Consider the following 16,055-nt stretch of genomic DNA (forward strand, 5'->3'; position numbering starts at 1 on the left):
CTCGGCCCGTCCGGCGATGGCCCGCACGCGTTCTTCGGCGGTGCGCACCGCCAGGCGGGCCTCCATCTCGGCCGCGCGGGCCTGCTGGGCGCGCTCGGCCAGCATGTCCCGGGCGGTGGTGTCCTCGCCGAGGTCGTCGGCGGCCTCGGCGGCGGCCTCCTGTTCGGCCAGCTGCTCGGCCAGCTCCTCGGCGGCGGCCAGGTCCTGCTCGCGGGCCTGCGCGGCGGCATCCAGCGCCTTGGTCAGCCGTTCCACCTCGCCGCGGGCGGCCCGCACGTCCGCCTCCAGCCGGGCGGCCCGCTTGGCCTCCTGGGCGGCGCGGGCCTCGAACTCCCGCAGCCTGCCGCGCACCCGGTCCAAGGCGGCCTGGGCCTGCCCGACCCCGTTTTGCGCCTGCTGGGCGGCGGCCTGGGCCTCCTCCAGCGCCGCCTGGGCCCGGCTTTCGGCCTCCTGCGCGGCCTGCAGGGCGGCGGCCGTCTCCGCGGCGCGGGACTGCGCCTTCTCCAGCGCCCCGGTCGCCTCGTCCAAGGCGGTGCGCGTCTGCAGCAGGTTCTGGGCGCCGCCGGTGCCGCCGCTTTGCGCCCAGTGCGCCCCCAGCAGGTCCCCTTCACGGGTGACGGCCCGCAGGGACGGCTCGCGCCGCACCAGGTCGGCGGCCTCCTGCAGACCGTCGACCACGACCACCCCGCGCAGCAGATGCCGCAGGGCCGGCCGCACCTGCTCGGGGACGTCGATCACATCGGCCAGGTACCGCACCCCGGGCACGGCCGGCTCGTGCTCGTCGGGGCCGCCGCCGACGACCATGGCGGCGCGGCCGGCCCGGCGGGAGCGCAGCAGTTCCAGCGCGGCGCGTGCGGCCTCCAGCGAGCCGACGGCGATGGCCTGCGCGGCGTCGCCCAGCACGGCGGCCACCGCGTTCTCATAGCCGGCCTCGACGGTCAGCAGGGACGCCAGGGTGCCCAGCACGCCCTCCAGGTCGCCGGCCAGCAGCACCTCCCCGCCGTCGACGGCGCTGCCCAGCGTCAGCTCCAGCGCCTCGATGCGGGCCTGCAGGGCGGTGACCTCTTTCTGGGCGGCCTGGTCGGCGGCGCGGGCGGCGGCCACGGCCGCCCGGGCGGCCTTGAGCTGCCGGCGAGGCTCCTCCTCGGCGGCGCGGGCCGCCTCGGCCGCCGCCTTGGCCTCCGTCAGGGCCCGCTGGGCCATCTCGTGCTCGGCGGCCAGCTCGGGGTCCTCGGCGGCCTGGGCGTCGAACGCCTCGTACTCGGCCTGTGCGGCCTCGGCCCGCCGCAGCGCCTCGGCGCGGGCCTCGCTCAGCCGGCCGATCTCCGCCTCGCCGGCCTGGGCCTTGCTGCGCAGCGCCTCGAGCCGGCCGCGCAGCCGGGCCAGCGCCTCGCGGCGGTCGGCGGCGGCGCGGGCGGCGGCCTGCAGGCGGTGTTCCTCTTCGCGCAGCGCGTCCTCGGCCTCGGCGCGGGCCCGCACCGCCTCCTCCAGGGCGGCCTGGGCCTCCTCCAGGGCGGCGCGCAGCTGCTCTTCCTGCTCGCGGACGGCGGCGGCCTCGCGTTCCATCTCTTCGGGGTCGCGGCCGCGGCGTTCCTCGCCGGTCTCCTCGGAGGCGTTGCGGTGCCGTTCGGCCGCCAGGTCGGCCACGCCCTGCAGCCGCTCTTTGAGGGAGGCCAGGCGGAACCAGGTGTCCTGGGCGCGGGCCAGCACCGGCGCGGCGGCCTGCTCGGCGGCCTCCAGCTCGGCCTCGCGCTGCTGGGCGGCGGCCAGGGCCTGTTCGACCTCGGCCCGGCGGCGCTGCAGCGCGGCCTCGTCGGCCTCCTCCCGCTCCAGCCTGGTGCGCAAGGTGACCAGGTCGTCGGCCAGCAGCCGGGCCTTGGCGTCGCGCAGCTCGGCCTGGATGACGGCGGCCTTGCGGGCGATCTCGGCCTGCCGGCCCAGCGGCTTGAGGCGGCGGCGCAGCTCGGCGGTCAGGTCCTGGACGCGGTTGAGGTTGGCCTGCATCGCCTCCAGCTTGCGCAGCGCCTTTTCCTTGCGCTTGCGGTGCTTGAGGACCCCGGCGGCCTCCTCGATCACCGCGCGCCGCCCATCGGGGCCGGCGTGCAGGACGGTGTCCACCATCCCCTGGCCGACGATCACGTGCATCTCGCGGCCGATGCCGGAGTCCGACAGCAGCTCCTGGACGTCCAGCAGCCGGCAGGGGTCGCCGTTGATGGCGTACTCGCTCTGCCCGGAGCGGAACATCAGCCGGCTGATGGTGACCTCGGAGTAGTCGATGGGCAGGGCGCCGTCGGAGTTGTCGATGGTCAAGATGACCTCGGCGCGGCCCAGCGGGGGGCGGCTGGCGGTGCCGGCGAAGATGACGTCCTCCATCTTGCCGCCGCGCAGCGACTTGGCGCCCTGCTCGCCCATCACCCAGGCCAGGGCGTCCACGACGTTGGACTTGCCGGAGCCGTTGGGGCCCACCACGCAGGTGATGCCGGGTTCGAAGCGCAGCGTGGTGGAGGAGGCGAAGGACTTGAAACCGCGCAATGTCAGGCTCTTGAGGTACACGCGCGGACTCTCCTTGCCCTCCCATGGGGGTCGCACCCGAGGCGGATCGCGATGCCCCCGACTCGCTGATCGGCCGGTGAACCTTCCCGCGGGGCCGCCGCGCGGTGCCGCCTCTGCCGCGGCTCCCGCCGGCACCGCTGTGATCAGGCAGTACGCGGGTGAAAAGGTTCAGTGCGAACGATACCGCCCGCCGCGGCGATGCACGCGGCCACGGGCCGCATGCCCCAATGTGCCACGTCCGGCTGCGTCCCGCACCCATGATCACGAGAATGCGAAGGCGGGCGGGCCAGCGGCGGGTGGGAGGAAAAAGGCAAAACAGAAGGGACGTCGACCTCCGACGTCCCTGATGTTTCCTCTCGCGGCGCCGTCAGGTCAGTGCCGGTTCGCGGTCCTTCACTCCCAGTGCCAACACGTCGTCGCGGGCCTGCGCAGCCAGCGCGTCGTTCTCCGCCTGGAGCCGAACGAGCTCGGCCTCCAGGTCACGTACACGCTGCTGAAGGCGCCGCATCTCCGCGACCATCCGGGGGTCGGGACCGCCGACGTGGCCGAGTAGAGCCTTCGCCATGATTAAGGGTCCTCCACGCTGAGCAACCAGCAGGAATCGCGCCCGAGAACGTTCATTACGGTGCGCGTATCATCTAGAGTCGCACCAGCCAGGGTGCCGGTCAAGACAGACATCACGGGCCGGTAACAACCTGTCGACACAAGTTTAGCAGGTGCAAACCCGTTTCCCCCACCCGTCACCGCTCGACGAAACCGACCAGGTCGCCACGGGGTTCGCTCCACCGTTCAACGACCGAGTCGACCCGTCCGGGAGTGCCTGGACCGCGCAACAGTTCCAGCAGGCGCGCGCAACGATCGCGAGGTCCTTCGGCGACCACCTCCACTCGCCCGTCCCGCAGGTTGGCAGCCGAGCCGACCAGGCCCAACTCCAGTGCGCGGGACCGCACCCACCAGCGAAAACCTACGCCTTGAACGTGCCCTTGAACCCAGGCCGTCAACCGTGCCGACGCTGTTTCCTCCACGGCACGATCGTAGGAAATCAAAGGCGGGGACGCCGCGGCCGGGGCTGGCACTTGGGACAACTGTAGGAAGAACGGTTCATGAAGACATCGCGGCGGATGGGCGTGCCGCACCGGCTGCACGGTTCGCCCCGTCGCCCGTATGCCTCCAAGGACCGTTCGAAATATCCACTTTCGCCGTTGACGTTGACATACAACCGGTCGAAGGAAGTGCCGCCGGCGGCCAGCGCGGCCGTCATGACCTCACGCACCCCTTCCAGCACCCGGCTCACTTCCGCCCGGGTGAGATTCTCCGTCGCCCGGGCCCAGTGCAACCGGGCCCGCCACAATGCCTCGTCGGCGTAGATATTGCCGACCCCGCTGATCAATGATTGATCCAGCAATGCCCGTTTGATACCGGTGCGGCGGCGGCGCAGCGCCCGGTAGAACGCCTCATCGTCGAAGGCGGGCTCCAGGGGATCGGGGGCGATATGCGCCACCGGCGCGGGAACGGCCGCCTCCGCCTCCTTTCCGGCGCGGCCGAAGGCGTCGGGGACCAGCTCGGCGACCATCAGGTGCCCGAAGGTGCGCTGATCGACGAACCGCAGGTCATGACCGCCGTCGGTGAACGTCAGGCGGACCCGCAGATGCCGCTGCCGGGCACGGGCGGGGTCGCCGACCAGCAGCTGGCCGCTCATGCCCAGGTGGGCCACGATGGCGCCGCCGCCTTCCGCCAGGGGCAGCCACAGGTACTTGCCGCGGCGGCGGGCGGCGCCGATCGTGTTCCCGATCAGCCGTGCGGTGAAATCGGCGGCGCCGCCGACGTGGCGGCGGACCGCACGCGGATGCAGCACCTCGGCGGCGGCGACGGTGCGGCCGCTCACCCAGCGCTCCAGGCCCCGCCGGACGACCTCGACTTCGGGAAGCTCGGGCACCTCAGCCGCCGGCGCTCGCCTTGTCGTCCTTGCCGTCGGACTTGCCTTCGGACTTGCCGCCCTTGCGCTTGGCCGACATCTCCTTGATGGCGTGCCAGGTGGCCTCGGCGGCGCGCTGCTCGGCCTCCTTCTTGCTGCGGCCCTCGCCGGAGCCGTAGGTGACCCCGCCCACCCGCACGGTGGCGCGGAAGGTCTTTTGGTGGTCCGGGCCGCTCTCGGCGACGTGGTACTCGGGGACGCCCAGCTCCTCTTCGGCGGTCAGCTCCTGCAGCGAGGTCTTCCAGTCCAGGCCCGCGCCGAGGCTGGCGGACTTGTCGATCAGGCTGTCGAACAGCCGGTGCACCAGCTTGGCCGCCTCGTCCAGGCCGTGCTCCAGGTAGACCGCGCCGATCAGGGCCTCCAGGGTGTCGGCCAGGATCGAGGTCTTGTCGCGTCCGCCGGTGCCCTCCTCGCCGCGGCCCAGCCGGATGTAGGCGCCGGCGCCCAGCGACCGGGCCACCCCGGCCAGCGCCCGCATGTTGACCACCGCGGCGCGCAGCTTGGCCAGCTGCCCCTCGGGCAGGTCGGGGTGGTTGCGGAACAGGGTGTCGGTGACGACGAGCCCGAGCACCGAGTCGCCCAGGAACTCCAGGCGCTCATTGGTGGGCAGGCCGCCGTTCTCATAGGCGTAGGAACGGTGCGTCAAAGCGCGTTCCAGCAGCTCCCGGCTGATCGAGACGCCCAGCGCGCGTTCCAGTTCGGCCGGGTCGGGGACGGGCTCGGGTGCCGATTTGGCGGTCACGGAATCCTCCTGGCGGGCCTGGATGCCGCCGTGCGTCATCACGGGACGAAACAGACCGGCCTCGCCGGTGCTCCTCCCGCGGGGAGGTTCCACGAAGACGAGGTGCGCGCCGGAGCACGGTCCCCGGCGTGCACCACGGCCTCGGGCTCCACCCTGTCCGGGTCCGGTGAGGGACGCTCGCCCTCTCCTTCGCCGTCGCCCGGCGGTCACTGCCTGACAATCGAACGGAGCAATCGAACGGAAAGGCGCTTTGCCCGGCACGCCCGGCCGCATGGCCCGGGCCCGCCGGAAAGCGCCGGCGGGGGCGGTCGCGCGGCGCGTCCCGCCCCCGGACGTCACCGGGTCAGCTCTGCGCGATGACCTGGCGGCGGTTGTAGGTGCCGCAGTGCTCGCAGGCCCGGTGCTGGATCTTGGGCTCGCGGCACGTGGGGCACGGGACCAGGTTCGGCGCGGTGGCCTTCCACTGCGAGCGCCGGTGCCGCGTGTTGCTGCGCGACTTCTTCCGCTTGGGGACGGCCACTTCAGCCCTCCTGCTTGTCGTGTGGTCGGTCGGTCAGGCCCCGCAGCGCCGCCCACCTGGGGTCGATGGCGGCCTCGTGGCGGTGGTCGGGCTCGGCGTCCGCCAGCCGTACGCCGCACTCGGGGCACAATCCGGGACAGTCGTCCCGGCACAGCGGAGACAGCGGCAGTGCGAGCACCACCGTGTCCCGCAGCACCGGCTCCAGGTCGATCAGGTCGCCCTCGATCCGGCGCTCGTCTTCGTCGGCCTCCCCGCCGGAGCGGGTGTCGGGGTAGACGAACAGCTCCTGGAACTCCGCCTCGAAGGTGTCCTCCAGCGGGTCCAGGCAGCGTGCGCACTCCCCGGTGAGCGGCATCCGCGCCGTACCCGTGACGAGCACGCCCTCCATCACGGACTCCAGCCGCAGCTCCAGCTCGATGTCCGCGCCCTCGGGAACGCCGACCATCTCCACGCCCAGATCCGCCGGGGCCGCCACGGTGCGGGTGAGCTCGCGCATCGATCCGGGTCGCCGGTCCAGTGCTCGGGTGTCGAGCACCAGCGGGGCATGCGGATCGAGGCGGATCAGAGCTCTCCTGCTTTCGTGGGACATGACGGATCTTCAGACGTCTGGAGGCAGCCGAACGGCGCCGACTGCCAAGGTTACCCAACAGCGGGGAGCTGACCCAACTCGGCGGCGGCCCGGCGGCCGCGCGGCCGGCTCCCGGGGCGGAAGCGCACGGGCGGGCGGGGCTTCCTCAGCTCTCCTCGCGCAGCCGCTCCACCAGGCGCTGCTGGACGAGTTCGGGCACCAGCCCGGAGACGTCGCCGCCGTACTTGACGACCTCTTTCATCAGGCTGGAGGACAGGAACGCATACAGCGGGTTGGTGGCCATGAACAAGGTCTCCACCCCCGACATCCGGTGGTTCATCTGGGCGATCTGCAGCTCATAGTCGAAGTCGCTGACCGCGCGCAGGCCGCGGACGATCACTTGGATGCCGTGCTGGCGGCAGTAGTCCACGGTCAGGCCGTGGAACTTGTCCACCTTGACGTTCCCGTATTCCTTTGTGACCTCCTGGATCATCTCCACCCGTTCATCGACGGTGAACAGGCTCTTTTTGGAGATGTTGATCAGCACCCCGACGACGACTTCGTCATAGAGCTTGGACGCCCGACTGATGATGTCGAGGTGCCCATTGGTGACGGGGTCGAACGACCCGGGACAAAGGACACGGCGCACGAGCTCTTCCCTTCCTTCGGCCTACGTCGCCCACCCGCTCCCCCGAGGGACGATCCGCGGCGTGACCGTACCAAACCGTCCCAACAGGGCTTTCGCCCGGCATACCCCTTATCGAGTGCCGGGACCTCACCGGAGCCGTCAGACGGCCCGTCCGTACCACAAAACCGCCTCCCCGTAGCGGCGGTCCCGGTCGGGGGCGTACCCCTGCGGCCAGCGCAGCGCCTCCCCGCGCGCCGAACGCTCCACCACCACCAGGGCGTCCTCGGCCGTCCAGCCCTGCCCGCGCAGCGTCTCCAGCAGGCCGGTCACCGCCTCGTCGGCCAGCGCGTACGGCGGGTCCAGGAAGATCAGGTCATAGGGTTCCTCAGGGGGCCGGCGCAGCACGCGTTCCACCCGGTCGGCGACCAGGTGCGCGCCGGGCAGCCCCAGCGTCTCGATGTTGCGCCGGATCACCTTGACCGCGCGGGGGTGGGACTCCACCAGCAGGGCGCAGGCGGCGCCCCGCGACAGCGCCTCCAGCCCCACCGCGCCCGACCCGGCGAACAGGTCGGCGACCCGCAGCCCCTCCAGCGGGCCGAGCAGCGCGCCGACCGTGGCGAACAGCCCTTCCCTGGCCCGGTCGCTGGTGGGACGGGTGTCCCGCCCGGCGGGTACGGCCAGCCGCCGTCCCCTGGCCGTTCCGGCGATGACTCTGCTCATCGGTCAGGCCTTCTCCAGGAAGCCGGCGCGTTCTTCATCGAGCATGACGGCCAGCTCGGCGGCCAGGGCGGCATGGCCTTGCAGGTCGGGGTCGGCCTCCACCAGCGCGGTCGCCTCGGTGCGGGCGGTGCGGATCAGCTCCTCGTCCTTGAGCAGGGTCAGCAGCCGCAGGCTGGAGTGACGGCCGGCCTGGGCGGCGCCCAGCACGTCCCCCTCCCGGCGCTGTTCCAGATCCAGGCGGGAGAGGGCGAAGCCGTCGGTGGTGGAGGCGACCGCGTCCAGCCGCTGCCGGGCGCGGCTGCCGGGTTCGGCGTCGGTGACCAGCAGGCACAGTCCCGGCAGCGAACCGCGGCCGACCCGGCCGCGCAGCTGGTGCAGCTGGGAGACCCCGAACCGGTCGGCGTCCATGATCACCATGACGGTGGCGTTGGGCACGTCCACCCCGACCTCCACGACCGTGGTGGCCAGCAGGACGTCGATCTCCCCGGCGGCGAAGCGGCGCATCACCGCGTCCTTGTCGTCGGGGGGCAGCTTGCCGTGCAGCACCCCGATGCGCAGGCCGGTCAGCAGCTCCTCCTCCAGCCGCGGCAGCAGGTCCAGCACCGCCACCGGGGCGCGGCGGCCCTCGTCGTCCGGGCCAGGTGGGGGCGTGGGGGCGTCGTCCTCCTCGTCCTCCTGGGCGCCGATGCGGGGGCAGACGATGTAGGCCTGGCGGCCCTGGGCGACCTCCTCGCGGATGCGTTCCCAGGTGCGGGCCAGGAAGGCGGGCCGCTCGGGCGGCACCACGAAGGTCTTGATCTCGGCGCGTCCGCTGGGCAGCTGGGACAGCGTGGAGGTCTCCAGGTCGCCGAAGACCGTCATCGCCACCGTCCGCGGGATGGGGGTGGCGGTCATCACCAGCACATGGGGGCGGCCGCCGGCGGCCTTCTCCCGCAGCGCGTCCCGCTGCTCGACGCCGAAGCGGTGCTGCTCGTCCACCACGACCAGCCCCAGGTCGGCGAACTGGACGTGCTCTTGCAGCAGCGCGTGGGTGCCGACCACGATGCCGGCCTCGCCGGAGGCGGCCTCCAGCAGCGCCTGCCGGCGGGCCTTGGCGCCTTGGGAGCCGGTCAGCAGCACCACGCGGGTGGCCTTGTCGGCGCCGCCGAGCCGGCCGGCCTCGGCCAGCGGGCCGAGCATGGCGGTGATGGAGCGGTAGTGCTGCTGGGCGAGCACCTCGGTGGGCGCCAGCAGCGCCGCCTGCCCGCCGCCGTCGACGACCTGCAGCATCGCCCGCAACGCCACCACGGTCTTGCCGGCGCCGACGTCGCCCTGCAGCAGGCGGTGCATGGGGTGCTCGCCGGACAGGTCCGCGGCGATCTCCTCGCCGACCTGCAGCTGGCCCTCGGTGAGGGTGAACGGCAGGGCGGCGTCGAAGGCGTCCAGCAGGCCGCCGCGGACGCGCGGGCGGGGCTTGGCCGGCAGCGCACTGGCCGCCTTGCGCCGCTGGGCCAACGCGATCTGCAGCACGAACGCCTCGTCCCACTTCAGGCGGCGGCGGGCGCGTTCCAGCTCGCCCCAGTCGCGGGGCTTGTGGATGCCGCGCAGGGCCTCGCCCAGGCCGATGAGGCCGTGCCGCCGCAGGATCGGCCCGGGCATGGGGTCGGGGCCGAGGTCGAGCTGGTCCAGCACGATCTGGACGCACTCTTCGATCTTCCAGGACTCCAGGCCCTTGGTGGCGGGGTAGATCGGGATGATCTCCTCGGCGAACTCCCGGGCCGCCGCGCCCGCCGACCCCTCCTCCGGCAGCACCCGGAATTCCGGGTGGGTGAGCTGGCGCTGCGGGCGGCCGCCGCCGCGCGGCCGGTAGGTGGTGACCTTGCCGGAGAACAGCCCGCGCACCCCCGGGGACAGCTCCTTTTCGGCCCGCCAGGCGCCCTTGCGCCCGAAGAAGGTGAGCTTGAGGGTGCCGTGCCCGTCGCTGACGGTGACCTCCAGCAGGTAGCCGGGCGAGCGGGGGATGGTGCGGCCCTGGACCTTGGTCACCTCGGCCATGACGGTGACGTGCTCGCCGTCGACCAGACCGTCCAGGTCGGTCAGCTCCCCGCGCTGGGCGTAGCGCCGCGGGTAGTGGTGCACCAGGTCTCCGACCGTGTGCAGCTCCAGGCCGCTCGCCAGCACCTTGGCGGTCTTGGCGCCCAGCAGGTTGCGCAACGGCTCGTCGAGTTTCGCCACGCCCTACTTTCTATCGCGCCCCGCCGACGGAGACGGGCGGACGAGACCGGCGGCCGGGGACCCGTGCCGGGCATGCGTGCGGACCCACCGGTGGGCCGGTGGGTCTGCCGGTCGGTCGCGAAAGCGGCGTCTTCAGACGGCCGGGCGGGTCACCTTGCCGGCCTTGATGCACGAGGTGCAGGCGTTGATGCGCTTGGTCGCACCGTTGACGACGGCGCGCACCCGCTGGATGTTGGGGTTCCAGCGGCGTGAGGTGCGGCGGTGCGAGTGGGAGACGCGCATGCCGAAACCGGGTCCCTTGCCGCAGACGTCGCAAACGGAAGCCACGGGAAACTCCAAGAAGTGTCGATGCTGTGAGGGCGCCCTGATCAGACGCTTGCCGATGGCGCCCCTGGCGGGCGCGCCCAGTCAGGTTAGCCGACCGGCGTTCGAGTGCGCGAATCAGCCACCAGGTGAGGGGGGCCGGCGCGCTCGCCGAGCCTGCTGTCACCGCGTCGGAGTCTTGTCATGTTTCCCGCTGTGACCAGGGAGAACACCGGCCGGCCGCGGCGCGGGCGCACCGGAGGACGCCGCGGGCGGAGTTCTCGGCGCCGGGACGGCCGCGGCGCCCGCCGCAGCTCATTCCCTCGCAGGCGGGAGGCCGGGGGTTGCGCGTGCTCACGTCCGGGCACGGCGATGCCCCGGCCGGCAGGGGGATGGAAGCAGCCGGCCGGGGCATCGTCCCGGGGAGGAAAGTGGCTCGTTTCGTGGAACGGGTGGTCTCAGGCTGCGAGGCCGAGCACGCGGCGAATCCCGCTCACGGCGGTGTCGAGGTCACGCGCGGGGGCGATCCGCTCCGCCCAGGCCCACCAGAACCAGGCCTCATCGCCGGTCGACTCGACGATCACCGGCTCCTCCGCCGCGGGCAGCTGCGGGTTGAGGACGTGCAGGATCGGCGGTTTGCCGAGCGGCTCCTCCAGCCGGGTGTAGATCCCCTCACGGCTCAGTCGGCCGGCCAGTTCCTCCAGGTGTCCGGATGGCGCTTGAGTCGCCATGGGTGTGTCCTCCAATGACCCCATCGGGTTCCGGGCCATATATGAAGGATGTTTCGGCTTTACCCTTACGCGCAACCGATGTTCGAATCTTTTACCTTCGGCATGTTTGAAGTGCCGCTCATCGGGGAAGCCGCCAGCCGTGGTGGACCGGGCCGATGCCCGAGCCCAGGGGGAAGCCGGCCGCGATGGCCCCGGTGACGTACTCCTTGGCCAGCCGGACCGCGGTGGGCACGTCCTCCCCCAGCGCCAGATGGCAGGCGATGGCCGAGGCCAGCGTGCAACCGGTGCCGTGAGTGTGCCGGTTGTCGTGCCGGGGAGCGCTGAAGCGGTACTCGCGCTCGCCGTCGAACAGCAGATCGGCGGGCTCGCCGGGCAGATGCCCGCCCTTGATCAGCGCCCAGCGGGGGCCCAGCTCCTTGACGGCCTCGGCGGCGCGGCGCATCCCCGCCTCGTCCACCACCTTGATCCCGGTGAGCTGCTCGACCTCCCACAGATTGGGGGTCACCACGGTGGCGGTGGGCAGCAGCCGGTCGCGCACCGCTTCGACCGCCTCGGGGGCCAGCAGCGGGTCGCCGTGCTTGGAGACGCCGACCGGGTCCACCACCACGGGCACGTCCAGGCCGGCCAGCACCTCGGCCACGGTCTCCACCAGGACGGGCGAGGCCAGCATGCCGGTCTTGACCGCCTGCGCGCCGATGTCGGACAGCACCGAGTCCAGCTGGGCCCGCACCGCCTCGGGCGGCAGCTCCCAGTAACCCTGCACGCCGAGGGAGTTCTGCGCGGTCACCGCCGCGATGACGCTCATGCCGTGCACGCCGAGGGCGAGCATGGTCTTCAGGTCGGCCTGGATGCCGGCCCCTCCCCCGGAGTCGGATCCGGCGATGGTGAGCACTCGGGCGGGGGTGGTCGAGGGGGTGTGATTCATGAAGTTCACCCTAGTCAACCGGGACGAGCGATCACCCGGCCGCCGTGGGGCCGCCTCAGACCAGCCTGCAGTCGGCCCGGTTGAACTTGCACACCGAGGGCCGGGTGGCGGTGCCGCTGGCGGTGAAGGTCAGCCGGATGCTGGCGCCGGGCGCCAGCGACGGCGCATCGGCCGGGTTGCGCACCCAGGTGACCTGCCCCTTTTTGATGACGGACGCGTTGGCCAGCGTCAGCACCTCGGCCTTGGGGAACTTGAAGCCCAGCAGCCAGCCGTCGATCGGCCGGCTGGTGCGGTTGGCGATGGTCACCGTGCCGGTGAAGCCATCGGGCAGCCTGCGGGCGACGCGGAAGGCGATCAGCACCCCGCGCCGGCCGCCCTCGCCGCTGACCTGGTCGCCGGGGGCCTGGCGCTGGATCTGGTCCCTGCCGGCGTCCGCCTGCGCCTGCTGCGGTGGGCCACCGGCGAAGTTCAGGGAGATCTGCGAAGTGGCCCATGCATAGGAGACGACCCCGATGGCGATCACCAGGGCGAACATCGGCAGCAGCGGTACCGAGACCAGCGTTTTGCCCCAACTGCGTCGCGAACGCTCTGGCCGGAGTTCCTCGCCGGGGGCTTCATCGCCCTCAGGCAGCTTGGTGTGTCGTCCCATTCCGTCCTCTTCGAGTCAGAGGAAGGTATACCAAAGCGCGACCAAGCGCGCCCACAGGAGCGGCAATCCCCTACCGCCTTTTCATCACACTCACCGCCGGCGGGCTCCGTGCGGTCAGGAGCGGAAGTGATCCCAGCCGGCGGCGGCGCAGGGACGGCCGTCCACCGTGACGGCGGGGCCGTCACCGGCCGCGGCGCTCACCCCGCCCACCACGGTCCACGCACCGGGCAGCGCGGTGCCGGGAGGGAAGGTCCCGGCGAAGGCGTGGTCCTCCCCGCCGGTCAGCACATGGCGCAGCCCATCGGGGCCGAGCACTTCCGGCACCGGCAAAGCGGCCCCGTCCAGATCGATGCGCACCCCGCTGGCGGCCGCGATGTGCCCCAGGTCCTGCACCAGGCCGTCGCTGACGTCCACCAGCGCGGTGGCGCCCAGCTCCCTGGCCTGGGGGCCCGCCTCATAAAAAGGACGGGGCCTGCGGTGGGCCTCCACCAGTTCGGCGGGGCCGTCCCCGCCGGCGGCCAGCACCTCCAGCCCGGCCGAGGCGAAGCCCAGCCGGCCGCACACCGCCACCACGTCGCCGGGCCGGGCGCCCGCGCGGGTCAGCGGACGGCCGCCGCCCAGGTCGCCCAGCGCGGTCACCGCCAATGTGATCTGCGGGGCCCGCACCACGTCACCGCCGGCCACCGAGGCCCCGGCCCGCGCGCACTCGTCCCGCAGCCCGTCGACCACCCGCAGCACCCACTCCAGGTCGGTGCCGGGGGGCGCGGCCAGGCCCAGCAGCACCGCGGTCGGCCGGGCGCCCATGGCCGCCACGTCGGCGAGGTTCTGCGCGGCGGCCTTGCAGCCGATCTCATACGGCCCCGACCAGTCGCGCCGGAAATGCCGTCCCTCCACCAGCAGGTCGGTGGTGGCCACCACCCGCCCGTCGGGCGCGGCGATCACCGCCGCGTCGTCGCCGGGCCCCAGGGCGATCCGCGGCCCCTGCGGCAGCCGGGCCGTCAAGCGCTCGATGAGGGCGAACTCCCCCAGTTCACCGATGGTCGCGGGTACCTGCTCGTCCACCTGCCGTCCTGCCGGGCCGTGGTTTTGCCGGGGGCGTCTCCCCCACTTTGCGGCCCCCACGATACGGTGAGCGGTCCAACGGCTTTTTCTCCGCCCGGGGAGGACGTGATGGTGCAGGCCTACATCCTCATCCAGACCGAGGTAGGCAGGGCAGCCGATGTCGCCCGCGAAATCGCGGGAATCCCGGGAGTGACCCAGGCGGAGGACGTGACCGGACCATACGACGTCATCGTGCGAGCGGAGGCGCGCAATGTGGACGAGCTGGGCAAGCTCGTCGTCGCGCAGATTCAGACGGTGGAGGGGATCACCCGTACGCTCACGTGTCCCATCGTCCACATCTAGGCGCCGGGCGCCGGCCTCGGCGCTGACGCTGGCCTTGGCCGCGTCGACGCTGGCCGGCTGCGGGGACGAGGCGGTACGGGTGCCGGTGCCGAGCCCGGACGCGGCGTCGGCGCGGCTGTGCGCGGGGCTTCGGCTGCCGGAGCGGGTGCACGGACAGCCACGGCGCGACACCTCCCCGGAGTCGCCGCTGACCGCCGCCTGGGGGTCGCCGGCGATCGCGCTGCGCTGCGGGGTGCCCAGGCCGCCGCAGATGCGGCCGGACGCCCAGCTGGTCACCGTCAACGGGATCCACTGGTTCCCCTACCCGGAGGGCCGGCCGGTGACCTACACCGCGGTCGGCCGGCAGGCCTACGTGGAGGTGACCGTCCCGGCCAAGTACGAGCCGGCCGGGGACGTGCTGATCGAGCTGGGTGAGGCCATCAAGACCACCATCCCCGAGAAACCGGAGGGCGAGCTGTAGCGGAGGGCTCCGTCCGGGCGCGGCGTAGATTGGAGTGATGGACGTCACGCCGCTGAAAGGCCTCGATCCGTTCGACATCTTCGACGCCGAGGCGGCCCGGCTGGAGGCGTACTTCAGCGGGCTCACCGAGCAGGAGTGGAACCGCCCGTCGCGGTGCGCGGGCTGGTCCGTGCGGGACGTGCTGGGGCATCTGGCCGGGGAGGAGCTGTACAACCAGGCCTGCCTGGACGGCGACCTGGCCGGGTTGTTCGCCGCCTTGGAGAAAGAGGGGGTGAACGACCTGACCTCCTTCAACGAATGGTGCGTGGCCACCCGCCGGCAGGTGCCGGTGGAGCAGGTGCTGCAGGAGTGGCGCGACAAGAACGGCGACACCCGGCGGCGCATGCGCGAACGCGGCATGGACGCCACGCTGCTCACCATGGTCGGGGAGTATCCGGTGGGCCTGCAGACCTTCCACTACAGCTCCGAGTACGCCACGCACGCCGACGACGTGGGGGTGCCGGTCGCCGCGGAGGAGGAGCCGGGCCGGTCGGAGTGGCGCGCCCGGGTGGGGTTGTTCGCATTGAGCGAGAAGAAGACCCCGGTTCGGGTGGAGCAGATCGGCGACCGCTACCGGGTGCGGCTGGGCGAGCAGAGCGCCGACCTGTCGCGGGGGGAGTTCATCGCGGCCACCGTCGCCCGGCTGCCCGATGACCATCCGCTGCCGTCCGCCCTGCGCACCGCGCTGCGCTGCCTGGCCTGAGCGGCTCACCCGCCGAGTTCGGCGAGGTCTTCGGCGGTGAGCCGGATGCGGGTCGCCGCCATGTTCTCCTCCAGGTGGCGCAGGGAGGAGGTGCCGGGGATGGCCAGGATCGCCGGGGAGCGCGCCAGCAGCCAGGCCAGCATGATCTGGGCGGCGGTGGCGCCGTGCCGGGCGGCGACCTTGGCGGCGCGTTCGTCGGGCAGGCCCCACAGCGGGAAGAACGGCACGTAGGCGATGCCCGCGCGGGTGCACTCGTCCACCAGCGGGTCGTCTTCGCGGGCGGTCAGCGCGTATCTGTTCTGCACGGCGGCGACGGGGGCGATGGCGCGGGCCTCGGCCAGGTGAGCGGCGCTGACGTTGCTGACGCCCAGGTGCCGGATCAGGCCCTCGTCCCGGAGGGCGGCCAGCGCGGCGAACCGGTCGGCGATGGATCCGGCCGGTGGCCCGCCCAGCCCGCCGACCCGCAGGTACACCAGGTCGAGGCGGTCGACGCCCAGTTCCCGCAGGTTGCGTTCGACGGAGGCGCGCAGCTCGCCCGCGGTCTGCTCGCCCGAGGGCCGTCCCCGCTCATCCAGTCGCGGCCCGACCTTGGTGGCGATGACCAGCCCTTCCGGGTAGGGGTGCAGTGCCTGGCGGATGAGTTCGTTGGCCGCCAGGTCCCCGTAGGTGTAGAAGGCGGCGGTGTCGATGTGGGTGACGCCCAGTTCCACGGCCCGGCGCAGCACCGCCAGGGCGGTGTCGCGGTCTCCGGCGGGGCCGTCCCAGCTCTTGGCGGGCAGCCGCATCGCGCCGAAGCCCATCCGGGTGATCTGCAGGTCTCCGCCGAGGTTCCAGTGCTCGTTCCGCATGGCCCCCAGCCTCGGCGGGGACGGGGCGGGAGGCGAGGCGATGGCAGCTTGCTGCCACATTGCCGCAGACTGG

19 protein-coding genes are annotated in these 16,055 nt (G+C 72.6%); 3 read left to right on the top strand and 16 right to left on the bottom strand.

Annotated features, from left to right (window positions below):
* The 15 genes from smc to BUE48_RS17110 all read right to left on the bottom strand — a co-directional run.
* Positions 1-2,553 (bottom strand): chromosome segregation protein SMC (smc, locus tag BUE48_RS17040; RefSeq protein ID WP_286990511.1); only part of this gene is annotated, 2,553 nt, incomplete at its 3' end.
* A gap of 367 nt (positions 2,554-2,920) precedes the next feature.
* Complete coding sequence (locus BUE48_RS17045) at positions 2,921-3,118, bottom strand: hypothetical protein (protein WP_012853752.1); 198 nt, start codon at positions 3,116-3,118, stop codon at positions 2,921-2,923.
* Positions 3,119-3,293: 175 nt separating this feature from the next.
* On the bottom strand, positions 3,294-3,578 hold the full coding sequence (locus BUE48_RS17050; RefSeq protein WP_012853753.1) for an acylphosphatase: 285 nt from the start codon (positions 3,576-3,578) through the stop codon (positions 3,294-3,296).
* 17 nt (positions 3,579-3,595) lie between these two features.
* Positions 3,596-4,489: a bifunctional DNA-formamidopyrimidine glycosylase/DNA-(apurinic or apyrimidinic site) lyase gene (mutM, locus tag BUE48_RS17055; RefSeq protein WP_286990514.1), complete on the bottom strand. Its 894-nt coding sequence runs from the start codon at positions 4,487-4,489 to the stop codon at positions 3,596-3,598.
* A gap of 1 nt (position 4,490) precedes the next feature.
* Positions 4,491-5,309, bottom strand: a complete 819-nt coding sequence (rnc, locus tag BUE48_RS17060; RefSeq protein ID WP_286990515.1) for a ribonuclease III — start codon at positions 5,307-5,309, stop codon at positions 4,491-4,493.
* Positions 5,310-5,613: 304 nt separating this feature from the next.
* On the bottom strand, positions 5,614-5,790 hold the full coding sequence (rpmF, locus tag BUE48_RS17065) for a 50S ribosomal protein L32 (protein ID WP_012853756.1): 177 nt from the start codon (positions 5,788-5,790) through the stop codon (positions 5,614-5,616).
* A 1-nt stretch (position 5,791) separates the two neighbouring features.
* Positions 5,792-6,379 (bottom strand): YceD family protein, encoded by a 588-nt coding sequence (locus BUE48_RS17070; protein WP_012853757.1) that lies wholly within the window; start codon positions 6,377-6,379, stop codon positions 5,792-5,794.
* A 145-nt stretch (positions 6,380-6,524) separates the two neighbouring features.
* Positions 6,525-7,007, bottom strand: coding sequence for a pantetheine-phosphate adenylyltransferase (gene coaD / locus BUE48_RS17075; RefSeq protein WP_012853758.1), 483 nt, complete (start codon positions 7,005-7,007; stop codon positions 6,525-6,527).
* A 138-nt stretch (positions 7,008-7,145) separates the two neighbouring features.
* Entirely contained in the window at positions 7,146-7,706 is a 561-nt protein-coding gene (gene rsmD, locus BUE48_RS17080; RefSeq protein WP_012853759.1) for a 16S rRNA (guanine(966)-N(2))-methyltransferase RsmD, read from the bottom strand.
* 3 nt (positions 7,707-7,709) lie between these two features.
* The gene (gene recG, locus BUE48_RS17085; RefSeq protein ID WP_286990519.1) at positions 7,710-9,920 is read right to left on the bottom strand and encodes an ATP-dependent DNA helicase RecG; all 2,211 of its coding nucleotides are present in this window, start codon (positions 9,918-9,920) and stop codon (positions 7,710-7,712) included.
* Positions 9,921-10,052: 132 nt separating this feature from the next.
* Positions 10,053-10,247, bottom strand: coding sequence for a 50S ribosomal protein L28 (rpmB, locus tag BUE48_RS17090; RefSeq protein WP_012853761.1), 195 nt, complete (start codon positions 10,245-10,247; stop codon positions 10,053-10,055).
* 434 nt (positions 10,248-10,681) lie between these two features.
* Positions 10,682-10,954, bottom strand: coding sequence for a hypothetical protein (locus tag BUE48_RS17095; protein WP_012853762.1), 273 nt, complete (start codon positions 10,952-10,954; stop codon positions 10,682-10,684).
* A gap of 118 nt (positions 10,955-11,072) precedes the next feature.
* On the bottom strand, positions 11,073-11,879 hold the full coding sequence (gene thiD / locus BUE48_RS17100) for a bifunctional hydroxymethylpyrimidine kinase/phosphomethylpyrimidine kinase (protein WP_012853763.1): 807 nt from the start codon (positions 11,877-11,879) through the stop codon (positions 11,073-11,075).
* A gap of 55 nt (positions 11,880-11,934) precedes the next feature.
* Complete coding sequence (locus BUE48_RS17105; protein ID WP_286990522.1) at positions 11,935-12,414, bottom strand: cellulose binding domain-containing protein; 480 nt, start codon at positions 12,412-12,414, stop codon at positions 11,935-11,937.
* 228 nt (positions 12,415-12,642) lie between these two features.
* A complete protein-coding gene (locus BUE48_RS17110) occupies positions 12,643-13,590 on the bottom strand; it encodes a thiamine-phosphate kinase (protein ID WP_286990524.1) in 948 nt (315 codons plus the stop codon).
* A 108-nt stretch (positions 13,591-13,698) separates the two neighbouring features.
* On the opposite strand from BUE48_RS17110, the gene BUE48_RS17115 reads away from it, so the two are divergent.
* From BUE48_RS17115 to BUE48_RS17125, 3 genes are read left to right on the top strand one after another with little or no spacing between them, the layout of a single operon-like run.
* On the top strand, positions 13,699-13,932 hold the full coding sequence (locus BUE48_RS17115) for an Lrp/AsnC family transcriptional regulator (protein ID WP_012853766.1): 234 nt from the start codon (positions 13,699-13,701) through the stop codon (positions 13,930-13,932).
* Positions 13,933-13,966: 34 nt separating this feature from the next.
* On the top strand, positions 13,967-14,392 hold the full coding sequence (locus BUE48_RS17120; RefSeq protein ID WP_012853767.1) for a DUF3515 domain-containing protein: 426 nt from the start codon (positions 13,967-13,969) through the stop codon (positions 14,390-14,392).
* Between the two features lie 37 nt (positions 14,393-14,429).
* Positions 14,430-15,134: a maleylpyruvate isomerase family mycothiol-dependent enzyme gene (locus BUE48_RS17125; protein WP_012853768.1), complete on the top strand. Its 705-nt coding sequence runs from the start codon at positions 14,430-14,432 to the stop codon at positions 15,132-15,134.
* Positions 15,135-15,139: 5 nt separating this feature from the next.
* Here the strand turns inward: BUE48_RS17125 and BUE48_RS17130 are convergent, their stop codons facing one another.
* Positions 15,140-16,042 carry an oxidoreductase gene (locus tag BUE48_RS17130; protein ID WP_245536885.1) on the bottom strand — a complete coding sequence of 301 codons (903 nt, stop codon included), beginning with the start codon at positions 16,040-16,042 and terminating at the stop codon, positions 15,140-15,142.
* Between the last annotated feature and the right edge of the window lie 13 nt (positions 16,043-16,055).

Origin of the sequence: Thermomonospora sp. CIF 1, from assembly GCF_001896795.1 — a bacterium.
Lineage (GTDB): Bacteria > Actinomycetota > Actinomycetes > Streptosporangiales > Streptosporangiaceae > Thermomonospora > Thermomonospora curvata.

Excerpts from the sequence above, each read along its gene's own strand:
- BUE48_RS17130 (WP_245536885.1), bottom strand. The coding sequence starts at position 16,042 with ATGTGGCAGCAAGCTGCCATCGCCTCGCCTCCCGCCCCGTCCCCGCCG.
- BUE48_RS17095 (WP_012853762.1), bottom strand. The coding sequence starts at position 10,954 with ATGGCGACTCAAGCGCCATCCGGACACCTGGAGGAACTGGCCGGCCGA.
- rnc (WP_286990515.1), bottom strand. The coding sequence starts at position 5,309 with ATGACGCACGGCGGCATCCAGGCCCGCCAGGAGGATTCCGTGACCGCC.
- BUE48_RS17105 (WP_286990522.1), bottom strand. The coding sequence starts at position 12,414 with ATGTTCGCCCTGGTGATCGCCATCGGGGTCGTCTCCTATGCATGGGCC.
- BUE48_RS17045 (WP_012853752.1), bottom strand. The coding sequence starts at position 3,118 with ATGGCGAAGGCTCTACTCGGCCACGTCGGCGGTCCCGACCCCCGGATG.
- rsmD (WP_012853759.1), bottom strand. The coding sequence starts at position 7,706 with ATGAGCAGAGTCATCGCCGGAACGGCCAGGGGACGGCGGCTGGCCGTA.
- BUE48_RS17125 (WP_012853768.1), top strand. The coding sequence starts at position 14,430 with ATGGACGTCACGCCGCTGAAAGGCCTCGATCCGTTCGACATCTTCGAC.
- BUE48_RS17115 (WP_012853766.1), top strand. The coding sequence starts at position 13,699 with ATGGTGCAGGCCTACATCCTCATCCAGACCGAGGTAGGCAGGGCAGCC.
- BUE48_RS17070 (WP_012853757.1), bottom strand. The coding sequence starts at position 6,379 with ATGTCCCACGAAAGCAGGAGAGCTCTGATCCGCCTCGATCCGCATGCC.
- thiD (WP_012853763.1), bottom strand. The coding sequence starts at position 11,879 with ATGAATCACACCCCCTCGACCACCCCCGCCCGAGTGCTCACCATCGCC.